This window comes from Streptomyces sp. HUAS YS2, from assembly GCF_033343995.1.
GTDB lineage: Bacteria > Actinomycetota > Actinomycetes > Streptomycetales > Streptomycetaceae > Streptomyces > Streptomyces solicathayae.
Window position 1 is genome coordinate 2,547,002 of sequence record NZ_CP137573.1, and the last position, 25,487, is coordinate 2,572,488.

The window sequence follows — 25,487 nt, forward strand, 5'->3', positions numbered from 1 at the left end:
GGAGCGCCGGCCGGGACGCCGGGGCTCCCCGGAGTCGGAGCACGGGGCCCGACGAGCCGCGGGAGGCCGGCAGGTGTCGAGCGCAGCCGAACAGGAGGCGGTGCGGGAGGGAGCGGCGCTCTCCCCTGCCGTGGAGCAGGTGCGGGAGCGGGGCCCGGGTCCCGGGCCGGTGGTGTGGCCGGGCGCGCCGACGCCGCTGGGGGCCCGCTGCCGGGTCGGGCCGGACGGGGTCGCGGGCACGAACTTCGCGCTGTGGGCGGGCGGGGCGGAGGCGGTGGAGCTGTGCCTGTTCACACCGGACGGGACGGAGAAGCGGCTGCCGCTGACCGAGCTGACCCACGAGATCTGGCACGGCTTCGTGCCGGGGGTGGCGGCGGGGCAGCGGTACGGCTACCGGGTGCACGGCCGCTGGGACCCGTGGACGGGGGCCCGCTGGAATCCGGCCAAGCTGCTGCTGGACCCGTACGCACGGGCGGTGGACGGCGACTTCGCCCTGCCCGCGGAGGTGTACGGGCACGTCCGGGACTGGCCGCAGCAGCATGTGGCGGACACCGTGCGCGACGAGCGGGACTCGGCGCCGTTCGTGCCCAAGGGCGTGGTCGTCCAGGACGACGACGACTGGGCGGACGACCGCCGGCCGAAGACACCGTGGCCCGACTCCGTCATCTACGAGCTGCACGTGAAGGGCTTCACGCAGCGGCACCCGGGGATCCCGGAGGAGCTGCGGGGCACATACGCGGGGCTCGCGCACCCGGCGGCGATCGAGCACCTGGTCCGGCTCGGGGTGACGGCGGTCGAGCTGCTGCCGGTGCACCAGTTCGCGCACGAGGACCATCTGCTGCGACGCGGGCTGCGCAACCACTGGGGCTACAACTCGATCGGCTACTTCGCCCCGCACGCCGGATACAGCGCGTCGGGAACGACGGGTCAGCAGGTCGGCGAGTTCAAGCGGATGGTGCGGGCGCTGCACGCGGCGGGCATCGAGGTCATCCTCGACGTGGTCTACAACCACACCGCGGAGGCGGGCGAGCTGGGGCCGACGCTCTCCCTGAAGGGCATCGACAACCGGGGCTACTACCGGCTCCAGTCGGACGCCCGCCGGTACGCCGACTACACCGGCTGCGGCAACACCCTGCACGTGGTGCAGCCGCAGGTGCTGCGGCTGATCACCGACTCGCTGCGGTACTGGGTCACCGAGATGGGCGTGGACGGCTTCCGCTTCGACCTGGCGGCGGCGCTGGCCCGCTCCATGCACGACGTCGACATGCTGTCGCCGTTCCTCGCGGTGATCGCGCAGGACCCCGTGCTGCGCCGGGTCAAGCTGATCGCCGAGCCGTGGGACGTCGGCAACGGCGGCTACCAGGTGGGTGCGTTCCCGCCGCTGTGGACCGAGTGGAACGACCGCTACCGGGACGCGGTGCGGGACTTCTGGCGCGGCGCGCTGCCCGACGTACGGGACCTGGGCTACCGGCTGTCCGGCTCCAGCGACCTGTACGCGTGGGGCGGCCGGCGGCCGTACGCCTCGGTCAACTTCGTCACCGCGCACGACGGGTTCACGCTGCGGGACCTGGTGACCTACGAGCGCAAGCACAACGAGGCGAACGGGGAGGGCAACCGGGACGGCACGGACGACAACCGGGCGTGGAACTGCGGGGTGGAGGGCGAGACCGACGATCCGGCGGTCAACGCGCTGCGCCGCCGCCAGATCCGCAACCTGCTCACCACGCTGCTGCTGTCGACCGGCGTGCCGATGCTGGTCGCGGGCGACGAGATGGGTCGCACGCAGGGCGGCAACAACAACGCGTACTGCCAGGACAACGAGCTGGGCTGGGTGGACTGGTCGCTGCCGGACGGCGACGGCCCGCGCGGCCTGCTCGAACTGACCACCCGGCTGCTCGACCTGCGTCACCGTCACCCGGTGCTGCGCCGCCGGGCGTTCTTCGACGGCCGCCCGCAGGGCGCGGACGGGCTGCGGGACCTGGCCTGGTTCACGCCGGAGGGCGCGGAGATGACCGAGCCGGACTGGTACGCGCCGGCGGCGACGATCGGCCTGTACCTGTCGGGCCGCGACATACCGGGCCGGGACGCACGCGGCGCCCAGGTCACCGACGACAGCTTCCTGGCCGTGCTGCACGCCGCGCCCGAGCCGGTGGAGTTCATGCTGCCCGGGCCGCCGTGGGCGGAGTCGTACGAGCTGGTCGTGGACACCTCGCGCGAGGACCAGTCGCGCGCCCCGGGGACGGTGCACCGGGGCGGCGAGCGGTTCACGGTGGCGGAACGGTCGGTGGTGCTGCTGCGGGTGGTGGGCTAGCCGGGGGTGGCGCGGCCGAGGATGCCGCGTTCGTAACCGGTGGCCACGGCGGCGGCGCGGTCCTTCACGTCCAGTTTGGCGAAGATGTGGGTCAGGTGCGTCTTCACCGTCGCCTCGCTGATGAACAGTTCGGCGGCGATGGCCTTGTTGGAGGTGCCCTTCGCGACGAGGGCGAGGACCTCCGACTCGCGGGCCGAGAGGGTGTCGTCGCGTGGCGGGGCGGCCGGTGTGCGGACGCGGGTGACGAGGCGGGAGGCGACGGCCGGGGAGAGGACCGTACGACCGTCGGCGGCGGCCCGGACGGCGGCGAACAGCTCGTCGCGGGGGGCGTCCTTGAGGAGGTACCCGGTGGCGCCCGCCTCGATCGCGGGGAGGGTGTCGGAGTCCGTGTCGTACGTCGTGAGGACGAGGACCCGGGCGCGGGCGCCGCGACGGGTCAGCTCGGCGATCGCGTCCACTCCCCCGCCGCCGGGCATCCGCAGGTCCATCAGGATCACGTCGGGGTCCAGGCTCAGGGCGAGTTCGACGCCCCGGACGCCGTCCGGCGCCTCGCCGAGGACGGTGAAGGCGGGCTCGGCGGCGAACATGCCGCGCAGCCCGTCGCGTACGACCGGGTGGTCGTCGACGATCAGCAGGGTGGTGGTCCGTTGCTCAGTCATGGCGGACCAAAGGTACGCGGGCGCTGACGGCGGTCCCGGCCCCGGCCTCGCTCTCCACCGTGACCTCGCCGGCCACCCGGGCTGCGCGGGCCCGCATCCCGTCGAGGCCGAACCCGCCCTCGACGGTGCGCTCCTGGACGTCCGAGGGATCGAAGCCCTTGCCGTCGTCGCGGACGTCGAGGGTGACCTCGTCGCCCATGTAGGAGAGGGTGACGCCGGCCCGGCCGGCCGCCGCGTGCCGGTCCGTGTTGGCGAGGGCCTCCTCTGCGATCCGCAGCAGGGTGGCGGCGAGTTCGTCGTGCAGCGGCTCCTCGGTGCCGGTGACGGTGAACCGGGCGTGGACGCCGGTGCGTTCGGCCCAGGCGGCGACGGTCTTCGCCAGGGCCTCCGGGAGGGTGTCGTGCTCCAGGGCGGCCGGGGCGAGGTTCTGCACCGAGCGGCGGGCCTCGCCGAGGGAGTGCCGGGCCAGGGCCTGTGCGCGGTCGAGGTGGACGCGGGCGGAGGCCGGGTCGCCGGCGGCGGAGACGGCCTGGAGCTGGGCGATGATGCCGGCCAGGCCCTGGGCGATGGTGTCGTGGATCTCGGCGGCCAGGCGGCGGCGTTCGTCGGCGACTCCGGCCTCGCGGGCCTGGACCACGAGCTGGGCGTGCAGCGCGGAGTTCTCCTCCAGGGCGCGCTCCAGGGCGGTGATGGTGGCGGCCTTCTCCCGGGCGTGCTCGGCCTCTTTGTTGCTGATCTGGCTGAACACGGTGGAGAGTCCGGCGTTGACCACGAACAGGCCGCCGAAGAGCAGCCATTGGACCGCAGAGCCGGGTGGCAGCCCGCCGGACTGGGAGCCCGCCATGGTGACGGCCACGGCGATCAGGGCGGGCCGGACCAGCCGGGCCCGGACCACGTTGGCCACGTCGAAGTAGCCGATCGAGGCGTAGATCGCGAAGAGCGGGTTGAGCCAGGTGAGCGCGAAGGCAAGGACGGTGCGCAGTCCGTAGTACAGCTCGCCGCGCGGGGAGGGGGTGGCGAGGCCCGGCGCGGCGGTCAGCTGCCACCACACCTGGAGGACCAGCGCCGCGAGGGCGAGCGCCCCGGCCGCGTACGGCGTGCCGGGGCTCATGACCTCGTCGGCGGCGGCCGCGCCGACGACCGCCGAGACGGCGAGCAGGGCGTACGGGCCGTAGCGGAAGAACTGGGCCCAGCGCTGCTCGGCCGTGGTGGTGGTCGTCGTCATCCGCCCCCGCCTCTCCCGCTCATTCCCAGGTGAACCGGCGCCGGGCGACGGCGACCAAGGCCACGGTCCAGACCGCGGTCACCGCGAGGTGCGTCCAGCTCGGCCACTGGCCGGCCGCGGCCTGGTCGAGGGCCTGGGCGGACGCGCCCAGCGGGGTGAGGCCGACGATGTCCTGCAGCAGCTCGGGCATGGCACCGACCGGCAGCCAGACGCCGGAGGTGAACATCGCCGGGAAGAATACCGCCGAACCGACCGCCTGAGTGATCTTGGTGGTGCGGCTGACCGCGGAGACCGCCGCGCCGATCGCGAGGGCGGACAGTGCGGCGAGCACCAGGGCGACCAGGTAGCCGGCGAGCTGGCGGGGCAGCGCGACGCCGAAGGCGAGACGGCCGACGGCCAGGGCGATCAGCGTGGAGCCGACGACCGCCGCGCCGTGCAGCGCGATCTGGGCGTTGATCAGCGCCCCGGGCTTCATCGGGGTGGTCGCCATGCGGCGCAGGATGCCGCGCTCGCGGTAGCCGGTGAGGACCGGTGGCATCGACTGGATCGCCGAGGTGATCATCGCGAGCAGGATCGCGATCGGCACGTACAGGTCGACCGTCCGCAGGCCGCCGAGGTCGGCGGAGGGCTCGCGGAACGCGGGGATGCAGCCGATCACGACGAGGAGCAGGGTCGGGAAGGCGAGGATCCAGAACAGGGCGCCGGGCTCGCGGGTGAAGAGGCGGGCCTCGGCCTTCAGTACGGCGGTGCCGGTGCTCACTTGTCGGTTCCCGTCAGGTCGAGGAAGGCGTCGTCGAGGGTGGCGTCGGAGACGCGGAGGTGGTGGGCGGTGACGCCCTGCTGCGCGAGGTGGGAGAGCACGGCGCCGGCGGTGTCGTCGCCGTGGACGGTGATCCGGCCGTCCCGCGCCTCGTCGACGGACATGACTCCGGGCAGGACGCCCAGGGCGCGGACGTCGAGCGGGGCGGAGGGCTGGAAGGAGACCACCGTGTTGGCGGAGGCCCGTTCGATCAGCCCGCCGGGGGTGTCGAGGGCGGTGATCCGGCCGCGGTCGACGACGGCGATCCGGTCGCAGAGGCGCTGGGCCTCCTCCATGAAGTGGGTGACCAGCAGGACGGTGACGCCGCTGTCGCGGACCTCCTCGACGAGCTGCCAGGTGTCGCGGCGGGCCCGCGGGTCGAGGCCGGTGGTCAGCTCGTCCAGGACGACGACCTTCGGGTTGCCGATCAGGGCGAGGGCGATGAACAGCCGCTGCTTCTGGCCGCCGGACAGCTTCCCGAACCGGGCGTCGAGCCGCGCCGTCAGGCCGAGCCGTTCGGCGAGTTCCCGCCGGTCGGCCGGGCTCGGGTAGCAGGCCGCGTACAGCTCCAGCGCCTCGCGGACCGTCAGCTTGGCCTGCAGCTCGCTCTCCTGGAGCTGCGCGCCGAGCAGCAGGGTGACCCGATCGCGGTCGGCGACCGGGTCGTACCCCGCCACCCGTACCGTTCCGGAGTCGGGCGTCCGCAGCCCCTCCACGCACTCGACGGTGGTGGTCTTCCCGGCCCCGTTGGGCCCGAGGATCCCGAAGATCTCCCCCTCGGCGACCTCGAACGACACCCCGTCGACGACCTTCCGGGCGCCGTACGACTTGTGCAGTTCCCGTACCTCGATCATTGCCATGCCCCAAGGCTGCCGACCGGGCGGGGGCCGCCACATCGGCCGAACCGCTCGTCCTCGGCATCGACCGATCGGTTGACGGGGCGTACGACCCCCCGTTCGGACCGGGGTGCCACGCGGCCGAAAAAGCGGGTGAGACGTGTCAGGGGCCAACCCTACGATCGGGCCTGATGCCCGAGAAACGTGACTCCGCCGAAGACCGATCCACCGTTCGTTCGCTGCTGCGGTTGTGGCCCTATCTCCGGCCCGTCCGGCTGCGCTGGGGGACGGCGGCCCTGGTGGCCGTCGTCGCCTCGTGCCTCGGGCTGGTGATACCGCTGGTGCTGAAGTGGATCGTGGACGGTCCGGTGGCGGCGCGGGACCCGGGCGGGGTGTGGCTCGGGGCGCTGTACGTGCTGCTGCTCGGGATCGCCGAGGCGCTGCTGTTCGGGTTCCGGCGCTGGCTGGTGGGCCGGCCGCTGGCGAGCGTCGAGGCGGCGATGCGGGCGGATCTGTACCGGCATCTGCAGCGGCTGCCGATCTCCTTCCACGACCGGTGGGCCTCGGGGCAGTTGCTGTCCCGTGGGACGACGGACCTGAGCCTGCTGCGGATGTTCCTGGTCTTCCCGCTGACCTTCCTGTTCGTCAACGGCGTGACGATCCTGGTCGGTTACGTGGTGCTGCTCGACCAGCAGTGGACGCTCGGCCTGGTGCTGCTCGCGCCGGTCGCCCCGCTCGTGGTGCTCTGCACGTTCTTCGAGAAGCGGTACGCGGTCGTCGCGCGGCGCGCCCAGGACCAGGTCGGCGACCTGACCACGGTGGTGGAGGAGAGCGTCCTCGGCATCCGGATCGTCAAGGGCTTCGGCCGACACCGCAGCCAGGCGACCGCCTTCCGCGCGCTGGCCGGGCTGCTGCGCGGCACGGAACTGGACAAGGCCCGGCTGCTCGCCGGGATCTGGGCGCTCATCACGATCCTGCCGGAGGTCGCCGTCGGCGCGGCGCTGGTGGTCGGCACGGTGCAGGTCGCCGACGGCGACCTGTCGGCGGGCACGCTGGTCGCCTTCCTGTCGACGACGCTGGCGCTGCGCTGGCCGGTGGAGTCGATCGGCTTCCTGCTCGCGATGAGCCAGGAGGCGGCGACGGCGACGGAGCGGTTCTTCGAGGTGATGGACGAGCCGGAGGAGGACATCGGCCCGGCCGGGACCGCCGCCGCCGAGGCAACGCCGCGGGCCGACGGGGTGCGGTTCGAAGGGGTGTCGTTCCGCTACCCGGACGCCCCCGACGGGAGTCCGCCCGTGCTCGACGGGATCGACCTGCACGTGCGGGCCGGCGAGACGCTCGCCCTGGTGGGTGCGACCGGCTCAGGCAAGACCACGCTCACCGCCCTCGTACCCCGGCTGCACGAGGCGACCGGCGGCCGGATCCTGCTCGACGGCGAGGACATCACGCACATGCCGCGCGAGCGGCTGCGCGAACTGGTCTCGGTCGCCTTCGAGGAGCCGACGCTGTTCTCGGCGAGCGTCGGCGAGAACGTCCTCATGGGCGGCGGCGACGCCGACGCCATGACCCGCGCCCTGGCCGTCGCGCAGGCCGAGCAGTTCGTCGCCGCGCTGCCCGGCGGCACCGCGACCCAGGTCGGCGAGCAGGGCCTGAGCCTGTCCGGCGGCCAGCGCCAGCGCCTCGCGCTGGCCCGCGCGGTCGTCGGCCGGCCGCGGTTCCTCGTCCTCGACGACCCGCTGTCCGCGCTGGACGTGCACACCGAGGCCCTGGTGGAGGCGGCGCTGCGCGAGGTGCTGCGCGGCACCACCGCGCTCGTCGTCGCGCACCGCCCGTCCACCGTGCTGCTCGCCGACCGGGTGGCGCTGCTGTCCGAGGGCCGGATCACGGCCGTCGGCACCCACCACGAACTGCTCCGCGACCATCCCGAGTACGCCTGGCTGATGTCCGGCGACGCCGAGGACCGGGGGACCGACCCGCGATGACCACGACCTCTCCCGACCCGTTCGACCAGGACGACCTGCCCACCCCGCCCCGCGCGACCGGCACGCTGCTGCGGTCCCTGCTCGCCCCGTACCGCGCCCGCGTGGTGCTCTCCGCCGTACTGCTGCTGCTCCAGCAGGCCGCCGTGCAGGCCGGCCCGCTGCTCGTCGCGTACGCCATCGACCGCGGCGTGCCCGCGCTGCGCGCCGGCGATCACGGCCCGCTGATCGCGGTGGCCGTGGGCTACCTCGGCTGCGCGGCCGCGGCGGGCCTGTTCCAGTACTCCTTCATCCGGGTCTCGGCGCACGTCAACCAGGACGTGCTGCTGGAACTTCGGGAGCGCATCTTCCGGCACGCGCAGGCGCTGAGCCTGGACTTCCACGAGCGGTACACCTCGGGCCGGCTGATCTCCCGCGCGACCGCCGACGTCGAGTCGCTGCGCGAACTCCTCGCGGAGGGCCTGCAGGAGCTGATCGGCGTCGTCCTCGCCTTCGTGTACATCTCGGCGATGCTGCTCTGGCTGGATCTGGGCATCGGGGCCGTGGCGGTCGCCTCGTTCGTCCCGCTGTATCTGCTGGTACGGCTCTACCAGCGGCGCGCCGCGGTGGCCTTCGCCGCGCGGTCGACGGCGATCGCCTCGGTGATCGTGAAGTTCGCGGAGACGATGAACGGGATCCGGCCGGTGCGGGCGTTCCGCCGCGAGGCGGTCAACGACGCCGAGTTCCACACGCTCAACCACCGCCACGAGCGGGCCAACGGCGACGCGATCCTGGAGATGGCGCGGTACGTGGTCGGCTCGCGGCTGGTCGCCAACACGGCGGTCGCGGGGATGGTGCTGTGGGGTGCGTACCGGGTGGCGGGCGGGACGCTCGCGCTGGGCGTACTGGCGGCGGCGGTGCTGTACATGCGGCGGCTGTACGACCCGATCGACCGGCTCGGCATGTTCCTGAACTCGTACCAGTCGGCCGCCGCGTCGCTGCAGAAGATCGCCGGGCTGCTCGCGCAGGCGCCGACGGTGCCGGAGCCGGTCGCGCCGCGCGAGCTGCCGGTCCGGACGGACGGGCGGCCGGGCCGCGAGGTGGTCTTCGAGGACGTCCGGTTCGCGTACCGGACCGGCGGCGAGGTGCTGCCGCGGTTCGCTCTGACGATCCCGGCCGGGCAGACCGTCGCGGTGGTCGGCTCGACGGGCGCGGGCAAGTCGACGCTGGCGAAGCTGCTGGCCCGGTTCTACGACCCCACGGAGGGGCGGGTGCTGCTCGACGGGGTCGACGTGCGCGAGCTGGCGACGCCGGAACTCCGGCGTGGGGTGGTGATGGTGACGCAGGAGGCGTTCCTGTTCTCCGGCACGGTCGCGGAGAACATCGCGATCGGCCGGCCGGACGCGACCCGCGAGGAGATCGAGCACGCGGCGAAGGCGATCGGCGCGCACGACTTCATCGCGGGGCTCCCGGACGGCTACGACACGGACGTGCGCAAGCGGGGCGGCCGGATCTCGGCGGGCCAGCGCCAGCTGGTCGCCTTCGCCCGGGCGCTGCTGGCGGACCCGGCCGTGCTGATCCTGGACGAGGCGACGAGTTCGCTGGACGTACCGGGCGAGCGGGCGGTGCAGCGGGCGATGGACACGGTCCTGGCGGGCCGTACGGCGGTGGTCATCGCCCACCGCCTGTCGACGGTCGAGATCGCGGACCGCGTCCTGGTGATGGAGTCCGGCCGCATCGTGGAGGACGGCCCGCCCGCCGAACTGACCGCCGGCGCGGGCCGGTTCGCGGGCCTGCACCGGGCCTGGCGGGAGAGCCTGGTCTGACGGGGGCAACGGCCCCGTCCGCCCGTTGTGGGGGCGGGCGTGTCCTCAGAACCGCGCCAGGACGGACGCGTCCTGGGACGCGCGGGGCGCGGCCGGCGCGGCCTCGGCCGCCTGGTCGCGCGGGGCGCCGCGGAGGAGCCACAGGGCGAGGCCGGCGGCCAGGAGCATCGTGGCCGCGGCGCCCGCGCCGGCCGCGCCGAGGCCCGAGACGAAGGCCTCGCGGGCCTCCCGCATCAGGGCCGCCGCCGCGTCCGCCGGTAGCCGCGCGGCCGTGGCGACCGCGCCACCGAGGGTGTCGCGGGCCGCGGCGGGGGCGGCGTCGGGCATCGCGGCGGCGTAGACGGCGGTGCCGAGGGAGCCGAGGATCGCCATGCCGAGCGCGCCGCCCAGCTCCTGGCCGGATTCGAGCACCGCCGCCGCCGAGCCGGCCCGCTCCGGCGGGGCCGCGCCGAGGGCGAGCTCGTTGGCCAGGGTCATCGCGCCGACCAGGCCGCCCGCGTACACCGCGCTCGCGGTGAGCACCGCCCAGAAGGGCGTCGAGGTGTCGGTGAGGGCGAGCCAGCCGAAGCCGGCCGCGGACACCAGGCAGCCGCCGCCCATCACGTACGCCCGGTCGATCCGCTGCGCGAGCGCCGCACAGACGGGCGCGGCGACCATGACGCCACCGGACGGCACGAGGCTCCACAGCGCGGACTCGAAGGGGCTCTTGCCGAGCACGGACTGCAGGTACTGGGTGATGAACACGGCGAAGCCGACGGTGGCGGCCATCGCCATCAGGTTCACCAGCACCGCGCCGCCGTACGTGCGCTGCCGGACGAGCGCCAGGTCGACCATCGGGTGCGCGAGGCGGGTCTGGCGGTGCACGAACAGGCCGCCGATCAGCAGTCCGGCCACGATGCCGAGCGCGGGCGCCGGCGCCCAGCCGTCCTGGGCGAGTTCCTTGATCCCGTGGATGACGGGAAGCAGCGCGGCGAGCGAGAGCAGGCTGCTGACGAAGTCGAACGGGCCGCGCACGGGGACCTTGGACTCGGGCAGCAGGATCGGCCCGAGGAGCAGCAGCAGCGCCATCGCGGGCAGGTTGACGAGGAAGACCGAGCCCCACCAGAAGTGTTCGAGCAGCGCGCCGCTGAGGACCGGGCCGAGCGAGATGCCGCTGGCCATGACTGCCGTCCAGACGGTGACCGCCTTGGCCCGCTGCGCGGGGTCCGCGAACAGGACCCGGATGAGCGCCAGCGTCGACGGCATCAGGCAGGCGCCGGCCACGCCGAGCAGCGCGCGGGCCGCGATGAGGGTGCCTGGGCTGGTCGCGTAAGCGGCGGCCGGCGAGGCCGCGCCGAAGAGCGCCGCGCCGAACAGCAGCAGCCGGCGGCGGCCGATGCGGTCGCCGAGCGCGCCCATGGTGATGAGGAGTCCGGCCAGGACGAAGCCGTACATGTCGAGGATCCACAGCTGGGCGGTGGCGCCGGGGCGCAGGTCCGCGCTGATGGACGGGATGGCGAAGTAGAGGATGGACACGTCCATCGAGACGAGGAGCAGGGGCAGCATCAGGACGCCGAGCGCCGTCCAGGCGCGGCGTCCGGCGAGTGCGTCGGGCGACATCGAAGAGGTCATGGCGGGAGCGAAGCACCGGCGGGGTGTACACGTCTCCGCTCGCCCTAGTGCACTGCCGCACCGGACCCGAACATGGCTGGTGGAAGCCGTGTACGGCGTCCAGGTGCACTAGTACACTCCCCGCCGTGGCCGATCGACCGCCCTACCTCGTCATCGCCTCGGCGATCCGCGCCCGGATCGCGTCCGGCGAACTCGCGCCGGGCGACCGGGTGCCGTCCACCCGCGCGCTCACCCGGGAGTGGGGGGTGGCGATGGCGACCGCCACGAAGGCGCTGGCGACGCTCCGTCAGGAGGGTCTGGTGCGGCCGGAGCCGGGCGTCGGGACGGTGGTCGTACGGCAGTCCGCGCACGGGTCCGGGCCGGCCGCGTCGGCGCTGAGCCGGGAGCGGATCGTGCGGGCGGCGCTGGACATCGCGATCGCGGAGGGGCTGCCGGGGCTGACGATGCGCCGGGTGGCGACGGCCCTGTCGACGTCGACGATGGCGCTGTACCGGCATGTTCCGGGCAAGGGCGAGCTGGTCCGGCTGATGACGGACGTGGCCTGCGGCGAGGTGCCGTTGGGGCCGGTGCCGGCGGACTGGCGGACCGGACTCGAACGGGCCGCGCACTGGCTGCGGGACGTGTACACGCGGCACCGCTGGATGGCGCAGGCGATGGCCTCGTTCACCCGGCCGATCGCCTCGCCGAACGCGATGGCGTACACGGAGTGGGTGCTGAAGGTGCTCCGGGGCACCCGGCTCGGCCCCGGCGACAAGCTCCACGTGCACCTGATGATCTTCGCCTTCGTCCAGGGCATCGCCATGGCGGCGGACCTGGAGGAGCAGGCGAAACAGGACAGCGGTATCTCCGACGACGAGTGGATGTCGCAGAACGAGTCTCGCTTCGACGCGATCGCGGGGCCGGGCGACCTTCCGCTGCTGCACACCCTCGCGGCGGAGGGGGACTTCGAGCTCGACCTGGACTCCCTCTTCGCGTTCGGGCTCCGGCGAACGCTGGACGGCATCGCCGCGTTGATCGACGAAACGTCCGCTTAACGAACACGGGTCTTCGGGCTCCGGACGATTTTTGGCCAACTTGACGCCACAGTCATGACAGGTACCCGTCACAGGTGCCACTCTCTCCCCCGGCTCTTCGCACCACAGTTCGCGCACCACAGCTCTGTTTGCTCCGCCCGGCCGGCCCCACCCAGCCGTCCGGTACCCCCCTCGCAAAAGGAGTTCGCGTGAGATCCACGCCCAGCCGTCGCGCCACCGCGACGGGCGCTCTGATCGCCGCCGCGGCCATGATCGCCGCCGGCTTCCAGGGTTCCGCCTCCGCCGACACCGCCGGTTTCTCCGCGGCGCCGAAGGCGCAGGCCGCCGGGAAGGCCAACCCCGGCAAGCTGCCCGCCGACCTCTCCCCCGCCGAGCGCACCGCCCTGATCAAGGCGGCCGACGCGGACAAGGCGAACACCGCCAAGGCCCTCGGCCTCGGCGCCCAGGAGAAGCTGGTCGTCCGTGACGTCGTCAAGGACCGCGACGGCACCACCCACACGCGCTACGAGCGCACCTTCGCCGGACTCCCCGTCCTCGGCGGCGACCTGATCGTCGCCGAGAGCAAGGCCGGGGCCACCCAGTCCGTCCGCAAGGCCTCCCGCGCGGAGCTGAAGAACGTCGACATGAGCGCGGACGTCGCCCCGGCGGCGGCCGAGAAGCAGGCGCTCTCCGCGGCGAAGAGCGAGGGCTCGAAGTCGACCGCCGCCCAGCGCGCCCCGCGCAAGGTCGTCTGGATGGCCCAGGGTTCGCCCGTCCTCGCGTACGAGACCGTCGTGGGCGGCCTCCAGCACGACGGCACCCCGAACGAGCTGCACGTCGTCACCGACGCGTCCACCGGCGCGAAGCTGTACGAGTGGCAGGCCATCGAGACCGGTACCGGCAACACGATGTACAGCGGCCAGGTGACGCTGGGCACCGCGCCGTCGTACACGCTGACCGACACCGGCCGCGGCAACCACAAGACGTACAACCTCAACGGCGGCACGAGCGGCACCGGCACGCTGTTCTCCAACACCACCGACGTGTGGGGCAACGGCCTGCCCTCCAACAAGGAGACGGCCGGCGCGGACGCCCACTACGGTGCGGCGCTCACCTGGGACTACTACAAGAACGTGCACGGCCGCACCGGTATCCGCGGTGACGGTGTCGGCGCGTACTCCCGGGTCCACTACGGCAACGCGTACGTCAACGCCTTCTGGTCGGACTCCTGCTTCTGCATGACGTACGGCGACGGCTCCGGCAACAGCAAGCCGCTGACGTCGATCGACGTCGCCGCGCACGAGATGACGCACGGCGTCACCTCCAACACGGCCGGCCTGGTCTACAGCGGCGAGTCCGGCGGCCTGAACGAGGCGACCTCCGACATCTTCGCGGCGGCCGTCGAGTTCTACGCCAACAACGCGCAGGACAAGGGCGACTACCTGGTCGGCGAGAAGATCGACATCCGGGGCAACGGCACGCCGCTGCGCTACATGGACAAGCCGAGCAAGGACGGCTCGTCCAAGGACTCGTGGTACTCGGGCATCGGCAGCATCGACGTCCACTACTCCTCGGGCCCGGCGAACCACTGGTACTACCTGCTCTCCGAGGGCAGCGGCGCGAAGACCGTCAACGGCGTGAACTACGACTCGCCGACCTCCGACGGGCTGCCCGTCACCGGCATCGGCCGGGACAAGGCCTCGCTGATCTGGTTCAAGGCGCTCACCACGAAGTTCAACTCGAACACCAACTACGCCGGCGCCCGCACGGGCACCGTCGCGGCGGCCACCGAGCTGTACGGCGCGGGCAGCGCCGAGGTGACCGCGGTGGAGAACGCCTGGGCCGGCATCAACGTGGGCTCCCGTCCGGGCGGCGGCAACCCCGGTGGCAAGGTCTTCGAGAACACCGCCGACGTGGCCATCCCGGACTCCCCCGGTGCCGCGGTGACCTCGTCCGTGACCGTCTCCGGCGTCACGGGCAACGCCCCGAGCAACCTCTCCGTCGGTGTGGACATCGTCCACACCTACATCGGTGACCTCGTCGTCGACCTGATCGCCCCCGACGGCTCGGTCTACAACCTGCACAACCGCTCCGGCGGCAGTGCCGACAACATCAACCAGACCTACACCGTGAACGCCTCCTCCGAGGTCGCCAACGGCGTCTGGAAGCTGCGGGTCCAGGACAAGGCCGGGATCGACACCGGCTACATCAACAGCTTCAAGCTGACCTTCCCGTAAGCCCGCACAGATCCACTGACTGTGCATCAGAATGTCGGTTCCCGGGGCGCGTTCGCCCCGGGGACCGACATCCGCATTTCCGGGGGGACTGACGTGGAGGAGCTGGGACCCGAGGACCCTCGCACCGTCGGGGACTACGAGATCACCGGCAGACTGGGCGAGGGCGGGATGGGCCGGGTCTACCAGGGCCGCTCGCCCGGCGGCCGGCTAGCGATCGGCCGCTGCGCGCCGCACGTCCACGTCGAGTACCTCTGAGGGCCCGGTGCGCCGCCGGCCGGCCTCCCGCGCCGGCCGGCGGCGGCCCGGCTAGCGCAGCAGCACGCCCGCGCCCTCGGCGGTCGTCTCCGCCGGGAGGGCGACGAGGCCGAGTTCGGCAGGGTGGGCGAGCAGGGCGTGGGCGGGCAGGACGCGGACCGTGCAGCCGAAGGGGCCGGTGCGGTCCAGCTCCAGGGTGCCGGCGTAGGGCTGCCGGCCCTCCAGGTCCGGCCCGCCGGCCGGCTTCAGGGTGACCGTGCGGGTGTGGGAGAGCACGTCGTCGGCGTCGACCCGGCCCGTGACGGCCTGCACCTCGACGTCGTCGGGGCTCAGCCCGCCGAGGGAGACCTGGACCCGGACGACGGGCGTGGCGCCGAGTTCGGCGTCGCACTCGGCGAGGTCGTCGCCGGTCTCCACGTGGTCCACGGCCACCCCGGGCCAGGTCGCGCGGACCTTCGCCTTCCAGGCGGCCAGCTCCCGCGCCCGGGCCGGGCCGAGGGCCCGGCGGGCCTCGGCGGCGGGGACGTAGAGCCGCTCCACGTAGTCGCGGACCATCCGGTCGGCGAGCACCTTCGGGCCCAGGTCGGAGAGGGTACGGCGGACCATCGTGATCCAGCCGGCCGGCACCCCGTCGGCGCCCCGGTCGTAGAAGCGGGGGGCGACCCGGCGCTCGATCAGCTCGTAGAGCGCGGCGGCCTCCAGGTCGTCGCGGCGGTCCTCGTCGTCGGCGGCGGCGCCGTCGGCGGTGGGGATGGCCCAGCCGAAGTCGGGCTCGTACCACTCGTCCCACCAGCCGTCGAGGACGGAGAGGTTGAGGCAGCCGTTGAGGGCGGCCTTCATTCCGCTGGTGCCGCAGGCCTCCAGCGGGCGCAGCGGGTTGTTGAGCCACACGTCGCAGCCGGGGTAGAGCCCGCGGGCCATCTCCATGCCGTAGTCGGGCAGGAAGACGATCCGGTGCCGGACCCGGGGGTCGTCGGCGAAGCGGACCAGCTCCTGCACGAGCCGCTTCCCGCCGTCGTCGGCGGGGTGCGCCTTGCCGGCCACCACGAGCTGCACCGGCCGCTCGGGGTGGAGCAGGAGCGACCGCAGCCGGTCCTTGTCGCGGAGCATGAGGGTGAGCCGCTTGTACGAGGGGACGCGGCGGGCGAAGCCGATGGTGAGCACGTCGGGGTCGAGGGCGGAGTCGGTCCAGCCCAGCTCGGCGTCGGCGGCGCCGCGTTGCCGCCAGGAGGCCCGCAGCCGGTCCCGTACGTCGCCGACGAGTCGTTCGCGCAGGGTGCGGCGGAGCTCCCACAGCTCCCGGTCGCCCGCGTCGGTGCCGAGCCGGCCGGTCTCGGGGGCGACCCAGGTGGGGGCGTGGACGCCGTTGGTGATGGAGGTGATCGGCACCTCGTCGGCGTCGAAGCCCGGCCAGAGTCCGGCGAACATCTCCCGGCTGACCGCGCCGTGGAGGGTGGAGACGCCGTTGGCGCGCTGCGCCAGCCGCAGGCCCATGGCGGCCATGTTGAAGACGCCGGGTTCGCCGCCGAGCGGGGTCTCGTCACCGAGGGCGAGGATCCGGGCGGTGTCGACGCCGGGCAGCGCGCCGTCCTCGCCGAAGTGGCGGGCGACCAGGCCCCGGTCGAAGCGGTCGATGCCGGCCGGGACGGGGGTGTGGGTGGTGAAGACGGTCCCGGCCCGGACGGTCTCCAGGGCGCTGTCGAAGTCCAGCCCCTCGCCCTGGAGTTCGCGGACGCGTTCGAGTCCGAGGAAGCCGGCGTGGCCCTCGTTGGTGTGGAAGACCTCGGGCGCGGGGTGGCCGGTGAGCCGGGTGTACGTGCGGACGGCGCGGACGCCGCCGATGCCGAGGAGCATCTCCTGGAGGAGCCGGTGCTCGCTGCCGCCCCCGTACAGCCGGTCGGTGACGCTCCGTTCGCCGGCCGCGTTCTCCTCGACGTCGGAGTCGAGCATGAGCAGCGGGACGCGGCCGACCTGGGCGACCCAGATGTGGGCGTGCAGGCTCCGCCCGCCGGGCAGCGCGAGCGCGATCCGGGCGGGGGTGCCGTCGGCCTCGCGGAGCAGGGCGACCGGCAGCTCGCCGGGATCCAGGACGGGGTACTGCTCCTGCTGCCAGCCGTCGCGGCCGAGGGACTGCCGGAAGTAGCCGTGCCGGTAGAGCAGCCCGACGCCGATGAGCGGGACACCGAGGTCGCTGGCGGACTTGAGGTGGTCCCCGGCGAGGATGCCGAGGCCGCCCGAGTACTGCGGCAGGGCGGCGGCCACGCCGAACTCGGGCGAGAAGTAGGCGACCGCGGCCGGACCGCGGCCGCCGGACTGCTCCTGGTACCAGCGGGGCCCGCTCAGATACGTGTCGAGCTCCTCGGCCGCGACGCCGAGCCGGTCCAGGAACTCCCGGTCGGCGGCGAGCGCGGCCAGCCGCGGCGCCTCCAGGGCACCGAGCACACGGACCGGATCGGCGCCCGAAAGGCCCTCGGGGGCGAGGGAGTCGAAGAGCGCACGCGTGGGTTCGTGCCAGGACCAGCGCAGATTGCGCGCGAGCCCGGCGAGGGGTCGAAGGGTGTCGGGGAGGACGGGGCGCACGGTAAAGCGACGGATTGCCTTCACGTGTTCCACCTTCACAGCCGGACACCCACCGAAACCGGCACGCCACGCTGCGCTCACCCGCAGCGCACCCCGGCGGGCCCTCTCCCGGGCGGACTTTGTGGCCGGGGTGGGGGGTTGTCGGACCGGCCGCGTCCGAGTAGTTAACAAAGCGTCCGGATTGCCCTCCCGAATCGGGTGGGAAGGCTCACCCGAGTACGCACGTGAAAGCCCCCCGAGCAAGCCACGTAAGCCATCCGAGTGAACGCGGACAGGAGCGGCCATGCCCGCAACTCCTCTGCCGTCGACGGAGCTACAAAGAGCGCACCACCCGCACCCCCGTGACCGACCCCCAGGTGATGCTGTGAACTCGCTGATTGGTCGTATTCCCGTCCTCGACGTCCGACCGCTGGTCGACTGCGGACGCCGTCCCGCGAAGGCGGTGGCCGGCGAGACGCTCGAAGTGACCGCAACCGTCTTCCGCGAGGGCCATGACGCCGTCGCCGCCAACGTGGCGCTCCGGGACCCGTCCGGCCGGCCGGGCCCCTGGACCCCGATGCGCGAACTCGCCCCCGGAACGGACCGCTGGGGCGCCGAGATCACTCCGGACGCCGAGGGCCGCTGGTCGTACGCGGTCGAGGCCTGGAGCGACCCGGTCGCCACCTGGCGGCACACCGCCCGGATCAAGATCCCGGCCGGTATCGACACCGAACTGGTCCTGGCCGAGGGCGCCGAGCTGCACGAGCGCGCCGCGAAGGGCGTCCCGAAGAAGGGCGGCGGCCGCGAGGCGGTGCTGGCCGCCGCGGACGCGCTGCGCGACGAGAAGCGGCCCGCGGCGGCCCGCCTCGCGGCCGCCCTCGCACCGCAGGTGACCGAGGCCCTCGACCGCCACCCGCTGCGCGAACTGGTGAGCAGCTCCCCCGCGTTGCCACTGCTCGTGGAGCGCGAGCGGGCGCTGTACGGCTCGTGGTACGAGTTCTTCCCGCGCTCCGAGGGTGCCCGCCGGGTCCGCGGCAAGCTGGTCTCCGGCACCTTCCGCACCGCGGCCGAGCGGCTGCCCGCGGTGGCCGCGATGGGCTTCGACGTGGTCTACCTGCCGCCGATCCACCCGATCGGCGTGACGCACCGCAAGGGCCCCAACAACACGCTCTCCGCGGGCCCGAGGGACGTCGGCGTGCCGTGGGCGATCGGCTCCCACGAGGGCGGCCACGACGCCGTCCACCCGGACCTGGGGACCCTGGAGGACTTCGACGCGTTCGTGGCGCGCGCCCGCGAACTGCGCCTGGAGATCGCGCTGGACTTCGCCCTGCAGTGCTCGCCGGACCACCCGTGGGTGGACAAGCACCCGGACTGGTTCCACCGCCGCGCGGACGGCTCGATCGCGTACGCGGAGAACCCGCCGAAGAAGTACCAGGACATCTATCCGATTGCGTTCGACCGGGACATGGACGGCATCGTCGAGGAGACGGTGCGGGTGCTGCGGCACTGGATGGACCACGGCGTACGGATCTTCCGGGTGGACAACCCGCACACCAAGCCGGTGGTGTTCTGGGAGCGGGTCATCGCCGAGATCAACGTCGCCGACCCGGACGTGATCTTCCTGGCGGAGGCGTTCACCCGGCCCGCGATGATGAAGACCCTGGGCGCGGTCGGGTTCCAGCAGTCGTACACGTACTTCACCTGGCGCAACACCAAGAGTGAATTGACCGAGTACCTCACCGAGCTGTCGGGCGAGTCGGCCGACTTCATGCGGCCGAACCTCTTCGTGAACACCCCGGACATCCTGCACGCGTACCTCCAGAAGGGCGGCCGGCCGGCGTTCGAGGTGCGGGCGGTGCTGGCCGCCACGCTGTCGCCGACCTGGGGCGTCTACGCCGGGTACGAATTGTGCGAGAACGCCCCGCTGCGGGACGGCAGTGAGGAGTATCTTGACTCGGAGAAGTACGAACTGCGGCCCCGAGACTGGGAGTCGGCTGAGCGCTCGGGCGCGTCGATCGCGCCGCTCATCACCACGCTCAACCGGATCCGGCGCCGGCAGCCCGCCCTGCGGCGGCTGCGCGGGCTGCGGTTCCACGACACCGACAACGACGCGGTGCTGGCGTACAGCCGGCACGCCGGTTCGAACACGGTTGTGGTGGTCGCGAACCTCGACCCCCACCACACCCAGGAGGCCACGGTCTCGTTGAACATGCCGGAACTCGGCCTGGACTGGCACGAGACCGTTCCGGTGCGCGACGAGCTCACCGGCGAGACCTATCACTGGGGCAGGGCCAACTACGTGCGCCTCGAGCCGGGCGTCACGCCCGCGCATGTGCTCACCCTGCGACCGTCCCCGCAGACCGGAGGGTCACCCACATCATGATGATCAACGAACCCGTCCCCGACACCTTCGAGGACACCCCCGCCAAGGACCGCGATCCCGACTGGTTCAAGCGGGCGGTGTTCTACGAGGTGCTGGTCAGGTCCTTCCAGGACAGCAACGGCGACGGCGTCGGCGACCTCAAGGGCATCACCGCCAAGCTCGACTATCTGCAGTGGCTGGGCATCGACTGCCTCTGGCTGCCGCCCTTCTTCAAGTCCCCGCTCCGGGACGGCGGATACGACGTCGCGGACTACACGTCCGTGCTGCCGGAGTTCGGCGACCTCGCCGACTTCGTGGAGTTCGTCGACGCCGCCCACCAGCGCGGGATGCGCGTGATCATCGACTTCGTCATGAACCACACCAGCGACCAGCATCCGTGGTTCCAGGAGTCGCGTTCCGATCCGGACGGCCCGTACGGCGACTACTACGTCTGGGCCGACGACGACAAGCAGTACCAGGACGCCCGGATCATCTTCGTCGACACCGAGACGTCCAACTGGACCTTCGACCCGGTCCGCAAGCAGTACTACTGGCACCGCTTCTTCTCGCACCAGCCGGACCTCAACTACGAGAACCCGGCGGTGCAGGAGGAGATCATCTCGGCCCTCCGCTTCTGGCTGGACCTGGGCATCGACGGCTTCCGGCTGGACGCGGTGCCGTACCTGTACCAGGAGGAGGGCACCAACTGCGAGAACCTGCCCGCCACCCACGCCTTCCTCAAGCGGGTCCGCAAGGAGATCGACGCGCACTACCCGGACACGGTGCTGCTCGCCGAGGCGAACCAGTGGCCGGAGGACGTGGTCGACTACTTCGGCGACTTCCGCTCGGGCGGGGACGAGTGCCACATGGCGTTCCACTTCCCCGTGATGCCGCGCATCTTCATGGCCGTACGGCGGGAATCGCGCCATCCGGTCTCGGAGATCCTGGCCAAGACCCCGGAGATCCCGGGGGGCTGTCAATGGGGCGTCTTCCTGCGGAACCACGACGAGCTGACCCTCGAGATGGTCACCGACGAAGAGCGCGACTACATGTACGCGGAGTACGCCAAGGACCCGCGGATGCGGGCCAACATCGGTATCCGCCGCCGGCTCGCGCCGCTCCTGGACAACGACCGCAAGCAGATGGAGCTGTTCACCGCGCTGCTGTTCGCGCTGCCGGGTTCGCCGGTGCTGTACTACGGCGACGAGATCGGCATGGGCGACAACATCTGGCTGGGCGACCGGGACGGGGTGCGCACCCCGATGCAGTGGACGCCGGACCGCAACGCCGGTTTCTCGTCCTGCGACCCGGGCCGGCTGTACCTGCCGACCATCATGGACCCGGTCTACGGCTACCAGGTCACCAACGTCGAGGCGTCGATGGCCTCGCCGTCCTCGCTGCTGCACTGGACGCGGCGGATGATCGAGATCCGCAAGCAGAACCCGGCGTTCGGCCTGGGCTCGTACACGGAGCTGCCCTCGTCGAACCCGGCGGTGCTCGCGTTCCTGCGGGAGTACGGCGACGACCTGGTGATGTGCGTGAACAACTTCTCGCGGTTCGCGCAGCCGACGGAGCTGGATCTGAGGCGGTTCAACGGGCGGCGCCCGGTGGAGCTGATCGGCGGGGTGACCTTCCCGGCGATCGGCGAGTGGCCGTACCTGCTGACCCTGGCGGGCCACGGCTTCTACTGGTTCCGGCTCCGCAAGGACGGTTCGGTGCGGGCGGGGTCGGCGGTACCGGCTCCGGTCTCGGCGAAGCGCAACCAGCAGTGCTGAACAAGCCGAACTGACGAAACGTCAGAGACGACCCGGGGCGGGGCGGTTTCCCCCGCGCCGCCCTGGGCACTCTGACCCTCATACACCGAATCAGGTCCATAAGGGCCTTCTTGCCGGGCCCATACGGATCTTCCCCATCCGACACGTCCCGCACATCCGGACAGCCGTAGCCGCAATCCGGGACAATCTGCGCGTTCCCAACACGAGCTGCGCCCCCCGGGGAAAGGACGCGACGCAATGCCGGAGACCGCCTCCACCACCCGGGCCCCGGCCGCCCTCCTCCCGTCACTCGCCCCGCTGCTCCATGAATGGCTGCCCCGGCAGCGCTGGTTCGCGGGCAAGGGACGCACGGTGAACGGTTTCGCCCTGGACGCGGCGACCGAACTGCTGCCGCTGGACGGCCCGGGACCGGGGCTGCTGCACCTGCTGATCCGCGTCGAACAGCCCGGCCAACCCGCCGGAACGCCCGCGGACTGCTACCAGTTGCTGCTGGGCGTGCGCACCACCGTGCCGCCGCGCCTCGCGCCCACGATGATCGGCCGGGTCCGCCAGGGCCCGCTGGCCGGCCGCGCGGTCTACGAGGGGCTGCGCGACCCGCGGCTGGCCGGGCTGCTGTACGAACGGCTGCGCACCCCCGGCACGCTGGGGCCGCTGCGGTTCGCCCGGACCGCGCCGCTGCCGCCCGCGCTCGCGCCCCGGATGCTGGATGCCGAGCAGTCCAACTCCTCGCTGGTGTTCGGCGACTCGTACATCCTGAAGATCTTCCGGCGGGTGAGCGCGGGCGCCAACCCCGACCTGGAGCTGCCGCTCGCGCTGGCCGGCGCGGGCTGCGCCCGGGTCCCGGCGCCGGTGGCCTGGTTCGAGACCGGGTCCGCCGCCGGGTCCAGCACGCTCGGCGTGCTCCAGCCGTACCTGCGCGACTCCCGGGACGGCTGGCGGCTCGCCCTGGACTCCCTGGCCGACGGCCGGGAGTTCACGGACGAGGCGCACGCCCTGGGCCGGGCCACCGCCGAGGTGCACACCGCCCTCGCGGCGGCGCTGCCCACCGAGCCGCTGCACCGCGCCCAGACCGAGCGGCTCGCCGAGGCGATGGCCACCCGGCTGGACGCCGCCGTGCAGGCGGTGCCCGGCCTGCTGCCGTACGTGAAGGGGCTGCGGGAGGTCTTCGCCGAGTACGGCCGGCACGCCCCCGCCCACGGGCACGGCACGGCACGGCTCGCCCAGCGGGTCCACGGCGACCTGCACCTCGGACAGACCCTGCGGTCCGCCGACGGCACCTGGTCGGTCATCGACTTCGAGGGCGAGCCCGCCAAGCCGCTGGCCGAACGGCGCAGCCCGCAGCCGCCGGTCCGGGACATCGCCGGGATGCTGCGCTCCTTCGACTACGCCGCCCGCACCCACCGTCCCTGGAACGACGGCTGGGCCGCCCGCTGCCGTGCCGCCTACTGCGCGGGCTACGCCGAGGCCTCGGGCGCCGACCCGCGCGCGGACCCGGCGCTGCTGCGCGCCTACGAGACGGACAAGGCGGTCTACGAGGTCGTCTACGAGGCCCGGCACCGCCCGGACTGGCTCCCGGTGCCGATGGCGGCGATCCACCGTTTGGCGGCGGGTCCGTGACGCCGTCGCCCGCGCCCGCGTTCTCCGTTCCGCCCACCCCCATCCGCTCCCAGGAGGCCACGACGTGACCGCCCGACCGCCCGCGCGCAAGACGGCCCGGAACACGACCGACGAGGAGATGCCGACCGTGACCGTGAGGAAGCCCGCCGGGAAGGCGGCCGGGAAGGAGCCGGCCGCGAAGCGGGCCGCCGCCAAGCCGCCCGCGCCACGGACCGAGGGCGGCGCGCGGAACCTGCGGCCCGCCCCGGCGCTCGACCCGGGCGAGCGGGCCCGACTGCTGGCCGGCGAGCACCACGACCCGCACGCGCTGCTCGGCGCCCGCCCGGTGCGCGGCGGCGTGCTGTTCCGGGTGCTGCGGCCGTACGCGCGCGAGGTCGTGCTCGTCGCCAAGGGTCGCCGGGTGGTGCTGCACGACGAGGGCGACGGGCTCTTCTCCGGCGTGCTGCCGCTGCTGCGCAAGGTCCCCGAGTACGAACTGCGGGTCCGCTACGACGGGGACGAGATCGTCTTCGACGACCCGTACCGCTTCCTGCCCGCGCTCGGCGAGTTCGACCTGCACCTGATCGGCGAGGGCCGGCACGAGCAGTTGTGGACGGCGCTCGGTGCCCGCACGATGACCCACGAGGGCGTGGCCGGGACGCGGTTCACGGTCTGGGCGCCGAACGCGCGCGGCGTGCGGCTCGCCACCGACTTCACGTACTGGGACGGCGCCGGGCTCCCGATGCGCTCGCTCGGTTCGACCGGCGTGTGGGAGCTGTTCGTCCCCGGGATCGGCGAGGGCACGCTCTACAAGTACGACATCACCCGGCCCGACGGCAGCCACACGCTGCGCGCCGACCCGATGGCCCGGCGTACCGAGTGCCCCCCGAACACCGCCTCGGTGGTGACCGCCTCGCACCACGAGTGGACCGACCAGGAGTGGATGGCCCGGCGCGGCGCCCGGCCGCACCACGAGGCCCCGCTCTCCGTCTACGAGGTCCATCTGCCCTCCTGGCGGCCCGGATTGACCTACCGGCAGCTGGCCGAGCAGTTGCCGGACTACGTGCGCGATCTCGGTTTCACACACGTGGAGTTCATGGCCGTCGCCGAGCACCCCTTCAGCGGCTCGTGGGGCTACCAGGTCACCGGCTTCTACGCGCCGACCTCGCGGATGGGCACCCCGGACGACTTCAAGAACCTGATCGACGCACTGCACGGGGCGGGCATCGGTGTCCTGATGGACTGGGTGCCGGCGCACTTCCCGCGCGACGACTGGGCCCTGGCCGAGTTCGACGGACGCCCGCTGTACGAGCACGAGGACCCGCGCCGCTCCGCGCACCCGGACTGGGGGACGCTGGAGTTCGACTACGGCCGCAAGGAGGTGCGGAACTTCCTCGTCGCCAACGCGGTCTACTGGTGCCAGGAGTTCCACCTCGACGGGCTCCGGGTCGACGCGGTCGCCTCGATGCTGTACCTCGACTACTCGCGCGAGCACGGCGAATGGCTGCCGAACGAGCACGGCGGCCGGGAGAACCTGGACGCGGTCCGCTTCCTCCAGGAGATGAACGCCACCGTCTACCGCCGCTGCCCAGGCGTCATCACCTTCGCCGAGGAGTCGACCGCCTGGGACGGCGTGACCCGGGCGACGGACCAGGTCGGCCCCGGCGGCTTCGGCGGGCTCGGCTTCGGCATGAAGTGGAACATGGGCTGGATGCACGACTCGCTCGGCTACGTGGCCAAGGAACCCGTGCACCGCAAGTACCACCACCACGAGATGACCTTCTCGATGGTGTACGCGTACAGCGAGAACTACATCCTGCCGATCTCCCACGACGAAGTCGTGCACGGCAAGCAGGCCCTGGTGTCGAAGATGCCCGGCGACTGGTGGCAGCGGCGGGCGAACCACCGCGCCTACCTGGGCTTCATGTGGGCCCATCCGGGAAAACAACTCCTCTTCATGGGCCAGGAGTTCGCGCAGGGCGCCGAGTGGTCGCACGAACACGGCCCCGAGTGGTGGCTGTTGAACGACGACTACCACTCGGCCGGTGACCACCGGGGCGTGCGCGACCTGGTACGCGACCTGAACAAGGTGTACGCCGCCACACCCGCGCTCTGGGAGCGGGACACGGCCCCTGAGGGCTTCTCCTGGGTGGCCGGGGACGCGGCGGAGGACAACGTCTTCGCGTTCCTGCGGTACGACGCGGAGGGCTCGCCGCTGCTCGCGGTCTGCAACTTCTCGCCGGTCGTCCGGCACGACTACCGGCTCGGAGTGCCGGACCAGACGGCGGCCTGGGCGGAGGTGCTGAACACGGACGCGGCGCGGTACGGCGGCGGGGACGTGGTGGGCACGGACCCGGTGAAGACCGAGTCCGTGCCCTGGAACGGCCGCCCGGCGAGCGTCCGGCTGACGCTGCCGCCGCTGGCGACGGTGTGGCTGCGGCCGGCCTGACGGCACAGGCCCGCCG

General features: G+C 72.6%; 16 protein-coding genes. 10 read left to right on the plus strand and 6 right to left on the minus strand.

The features are described from left to right. Nucleotides 1–73 precede the first annotated feature (73 nt). Nucleotides 74–2,311 carry a glycogen debranching protein GlgX gene (glgX, locus tag R2D22_RS11400; protein ID WP_411977005.1) on the plus strand — a complete coding sequence of 746 codons (2,238 nt, stop codon included), beginning with the start codon at nucleotides 74–76 and terminating at the stop codon, nucleotides 2,309–2,311. Here glgX and R2D22_RS11405 read toward each other — a convergent pair. The 4 genes from R2D22_RS11405 to R2D22_RS11420 are packed head-to-tail and all read right to left on the minus strand — an operon-like array spanning nucleotide 2,308 to nucleotide 5,854. Further along, nucleotides 2,308–2,970 carry a response regulator transcription factor gene (locus R2D22_RS11405; protein WP_318102981.1) on the minus strand — a complete coding sequence of 221 codons (663 nt, stop codon included), beginning with the start codon at nucleotides 2,968–2,970 and terminating at the stop codon, nucleotides 2,308–2,310. The genes glgX and R2D22_RS11405 overlap by 4 nt on opposite strands. Beyond that, nucleotides 2,963–4,195, minus strand: a complete 1,233-nt coding sequence (locus tag R2D22_RS11410) for a sensor histidine kinase (RefSeq protein WP_318102982.1) — start codon at nucleotides 4,193–4,195, stop codon at nucleotides 2,963–2,965. The genes R2D22_RS11405 and R2D22_RS11410 overlap by 8 nt, the downstream gene beginning before the upstream one ends. A 19-nt stretch (nucleotides 4,196–4,214) precedes the next feature. Next, entirely contained in the window at nucleotides 4,215–4,955 is a 741-nt protein-coding gene (locus tag R2D22_RS11415; protein WP_318102983.1) for an ABC transporter permease, read from the minus strand. Then, a complete protein-coding gene (locus R2D22_RS11420) occupies nucleotides 4,952–5,854 on the minus strand; it encodes an ABC transporter ATP-binding protein (protein ID WP_318102984.1) in 903 nt (300 codons plus the stop codon). The genes R2D22_RS11415 and R2D22_RS11420 overlap by 4 nt, the downstream gene beginning before the upstream one ends. 167 nt (nucleotides 5,855–6,021) lie before the next feature. On the opposite strand from R2D22_RS11420, the gene R2D22_RS11425 reads away from it, so the two are divergent. Next, nucleotides 6,022–7,812, plus strand: coding sequence for an ABC transporter ATP-binding protein (locus R2D22_RS11425; RefSeq protein ID WP_318102985.1), 1,791 nt, complete (start codon nucleotides 6,022–6,024; stop codon nucleotides 7,810–7,812). Further along, on the plus strand, nucleotides 7,809–9,614 hold the full coding sequence (locus tag R2D22_RS11430; RefSeq protein ID WP_318102986.1) for an ABC transporter ATP-binding protein: 1,806 nt from the start codon (nucleotides 7,809–7,811) through the stop codon (nucleotides 9,612–9,614). Before R2D22_RS11425 ends, R2D22_RS11430 begins: the two co-directional genes overlap by 4 nt. Nucleotides 9,615–9,659: 45 nt before the next feature. Here the strand turns inward: R2D22_RS11430 and R2D22_RS11435 are convergent, their stop codons facing one another. Next, nucleotides 9,660–11,225 (minus strand): MFS transporter, encoded by a 1,566-nt coding sequence (locus R2D22_RS11435; protein WP_318102987.1) that lies wholly within the window; start codon nucleotides 11,223–11,225, stop codon nucleotides 9,660–9,662. Nucleotides 11,226–11,350: 125 nt separating this feature from the next. Between R2D22_RS11435 and R2D22_RS11440 the strand changes: the two genes are divergently transcribed. The 3 genes from R2D22_RS11440 (at nucleotide 11,351) to R2D22_RS11450 (ending at nucleotide 14,730) form a co-directional block, all read left to right on the plus strand. Next, complete coding sequence (locus tag R2D22_RS11440; RefSeq protein ID WP_318102988.1) at nucleotides 11,351–12,259, plus strand: TetR/AcrR family transcriptional regulator C-terminal domain-containing protein; 909 nt, start codon at nucleotides 11,351–11,353, stop codon at nucleotides 12,257–12,259. 188 nt (nucleotides 12,260–12,447) lie between these two features. Continuing rightward, nucleotides 12,448–14,475, plus strand: coding sequence for a M4 family metallopeptidase (locus R2D22_RS11445; protein ID WP_318102989.1), 2,028 nt, complete (start codon nucleotides 12,448–12,450; stop codon nucleotides 14,473–14,475). 93 nt (nucleotides 14,476–14,568) lie between these two features. After that, complete coding sequence (locus tag R2D22_RS11450; protein WP_318110189.1) at nucleotides 14,569–14,730, plus strand: hypothetical protein; 162 nt, start codon at nucleotides 14,569–14,571, stop codon at nucleotides 14,728–14,730. A gap of 51 nt (nucleotides 14,731–14,781) precedes the next feature. On the opposite strand, the gene glgP is transcribed toward R2D22_RS11450, so the two are convergent. Continuing rightward, on the minus strand, nucleotides 14,782–17,334 hold the full coding sequence (gene glgP, locus R2D22_RS11455) for an alpha-glucan family phosphorylase (protein ID WP_318102990.1): 2,553 nt from the start codon (nucleotides 17,332–17,334) through the stop codon (nucleotides 14,782–14,784). A gap of 349 nt (nucleotides 17,335–17,683) precedes the next feature. Here glgP and R2D22_RS11460 point away from each other — a divergent pair, with 349 nt between their 5' ends. The 4 genes from R2D22_RS11460 to glgB all read left to right on the plus strand — a co-directional run bounded on the left by R2D22_RS11460 (nucleotide 17,684) and on the right by glgB (nucleotide 25,471). After that, a complete protein-coding gene (locus R2D22_RS11460; protein WP_318109716.1) occupies nucleotides 17,684–19,672 on the plus strand; it encodes an alpha-1,4-glucan--maltose-1-phosphate maltosyltransferase in 1,989 nt (662 codons plus the stop codon). Beyond that, nucleotides 19,669–21,426 carry a maltose alpha-D-glucosyltransferase gene (treS, locus tag R2D22_RS11465; protein WP_318102991.1) on the plus strand — a complete coding sequence of 586 codons (1,758 nt, stop codon included), beginning with the start codon at nucleotides 19,669–19,671 and terminating at the stop codon, nucleotides 21,424–21,426. Before R2D22_RS11460 ends, treS begins: the two co-directional genes overlap by 4 nt. 237 nt (nucleotides 21,427–21,663) lie before the next feature. Continuing rightward, the gene (locus R2D22_RS11470; RefSeq protein WP_318102992.1) at nucleotides 21,664–23,043 is read left to right on the plus strand and encodes a maltokinase N-terminal cap-like domain-containing protein; all 1,380 of its coding nucleotides are present in this window, start codon (nucleotides 21,664–21,666) and stop codon (nucleotides 23,041–23,043) included. A gap of 118 nt (nucleotides 23,044–23,161) precedes the next feature. Next, nucleotides 23,162–25,471 (plus strand): 1,4-alpha-glucan branching enzyme, encoded by a 2,310-nt coding sequence (gene glgB, locus R2D22_RS11475; protein WP_318109718.1) that lies wholly within the window; start codon nucleotides 23,162–23,164, stop codon nucleotides 25,469–25,471. The last annotated feature ends 16 nt before the right edge of the window (nucleotides 25,472–25,487 follow it).

Excerpts from the sequence above, each read along its gene's own strand:
- R2D22_RS11405 (WP_318102981.1), bottom strand. The coding sequence starts at position 2,970 with ATGACTGAGCAACGGACCACCACCCTGCTGATCGTCGACGACCACCCG.
- R2D22_RS11410 (WP_318102982.1), bottom strand. The coding sequence starts at position 4,195 with ATGACGACGACCACCACCACGGCCGAGCAGCGCTGGGCCCAGTTCTTC.
- R2D22_RS11420 (WP_318102984.1), bottom strand. The coding sequence starts at position 5,854 with ATGGCAATGATCGAGGTACGGGAACTGCACAAGTCGTACGGCGCCCGG.
- R2D22_RS11425 (WP_318102985.1), top strand. The coding sequence starts at position 6,022 with ATGCCCGAGAAACGTGACTCCGCCGAAGACCGATCCACCGTTCGTTCG.
- R2D22_RS11430 (WP_318102986.1), top strand. The coding sequence starts at position 7,809 with ATGACCACGACCTCTCCCGACCCGTTCGACCAGGACGACCTGCCCACC.
- R2D22_RS11435 (WP_318102987.1), bottom strand. The coding sequence starts at position 11,225 with ATGACCTCTTCGATGTCGCCCGACGCACTCGCCGGACGCCGCGCCTGG.
- treS (WP_318102991.1), top strand. The coding sequence starts at position 19,669 with ATGATGATCAACGAACCCGTCCCCGACACCTTCGAGGACACCCCCGCC.
- R2D22_RS11470 (WP_318102992.1), top strand. The coding sequence starts at position 21,664 with ATGCCGGAGACCGCCTCCACCACCCGGGCCCCGGCCGCCCTCCTCCCG.
- glgB (WP_318109718.1), top strand. The coding sequence starts at position 23,162 with ATGCCGACCGTGACCGTGAGGAAGCCCGCCGGGAAGGCGGCCGGGAAG.